2 protein-coding genes are annotated in these 1,412 nt (G+C 32.2%); both read right to left on the reverse strand.

What is annotated here, in order from left to right; translation table 11 throughout:
- On the reverse strand, nt 1-332 hold a 332-nt coding region (locus BUB90_RS22965; RefSeq protein ID WP_073292007.1), incomplete at its 3' end, for a helix-turn-helix domain-containing protein.
- 332 nt (nt 333-664) lie between these two features.
- Nucleotides 665-1,174 carry a hypothetical protein gene (locus BUB90_RS22970; protein WP_073292010.1) on the reverse strand — a complete coding sequence of 170 codons (510 nt, stop codon included), beginning with the start codon at nt 1,172-1,174 and terminating at the stop codon, nt 665-667.
- Nucleotides 1,175-1,412 lie beyond the last annotated feature (238 nt).

A 1,412-nucleotide genomic window follows, 5' to 3' on the forward strand; every position in this document is an offset into this window, starting at 1 on the left:
CGTTCTTGCTTTTCAACCTCCTCTTGTAATTGAAGAGTCTGATATTGATTTCTTAATAGACAGACTAGACTATGCTTTAGCCAATGCTTAGAATTCAAAAAATCCTGGTCGTTTCCGACCAGGATTTTATCTATTGTTGTATCCAATAATCTGCTCAATGCAAATAAATTATCAACAGAAGGAAGACTTTCTCCTCGCTGCCATTTATAAACTGCCTGCGGTTGTTCAAAACCAAAATATTCTTGTATTTGACGAACCGTAATACCTTGTTCTTTTCTTAGTTTAATAATATTATCTCCAGTTGCTTTCAAATTAACGGTTGGAAAATTCATTCTAATTACCTTCCTTCCAAAAGTACTTTGGTCTATTGTTATACTTTTCCAGTATAATTCAATTCTTTATTATATTCAACTGTATCTTTAAAATTATTGTAAACTAAGCTAAAACAAGTAATTCATGCTTTTCTTAATACAGATGGACTTGTAACCTTTACTTCCATTCCATCTAAAACAAGTTTTTGTAACTGTAAGATGAATACGCTTTTCTTACCTAACCATGAACATCAACATAAAAAAATAAGAAAATAATCCTTAACACAAACCATTCATTGACCATAACGTCCCAAATTGATTAAAATGCCTTACAATGTTACAGGAAAATGAAATTACTCTATATTAATCTCAAATGTCTTCGTTTGATTGCACATATCGAGTGCCAACTGAATCTTAGTAATTTCCTCACTAATTTGTTGATAGTCTACTTTTACTTTGTTAATATCATAATTTGCATATTCATATTCTACATAAGACTTAGCTCTTGATACCATTGGATTCACTCGTTCCTTTGGTAATCTACGTCTCATACAATCTAACTTATTCTTTCTATTATTCAATTGCGCCATCATTACCAATGCTTCATCTATGGTTATGTTCAAACCTTCAAGTACAGTTGTTGCATTGAAGATATTAATTGCATGACGGATTTTTCTAACCTTATAATCTAATTTAGCAATTTCCCCGTTCACCTGTTCATAATCGTAATCTGGTTTCTCTATCTCTTCTCCTTCTGCTAAGATATATACATTTGCCGTATCTTCTAGCGATATATAAAAACTCTTTTCATCCTCCAATGATTTTATCCATTTGTTTGCAGCTGCAGATGTAAAGTACTTCATAACCAAACCTCCCTGGTGAGTTTTCTTTTCTAGTTCATAGGATAACACACCAGGGATAGATTAACATTAAACTTGTAGTTTAATATATAAATTTACTAATAGAACAAGTATCTACAAAAGTGTCCTTACATTCTTCCTTACTTAACTGTGCATCTGCTTACATGTCTGCTACCGATATACCTATGTGGCGTGCAGATCCGTATCTTACAGACGATGTATATTTTATATCCTCTTCACC

Origin of the sequence: Anaerosporobacter mobilis DSM 15930, from assembly GCF_900142955.1 — a bacterium.
Classification (GTDB): Bacteria; Bacillota; Clostridia; order Lachnospirales; family Lachnospiraceae; genus Anaerosporobacter; species Anaerosporobacter mobilis.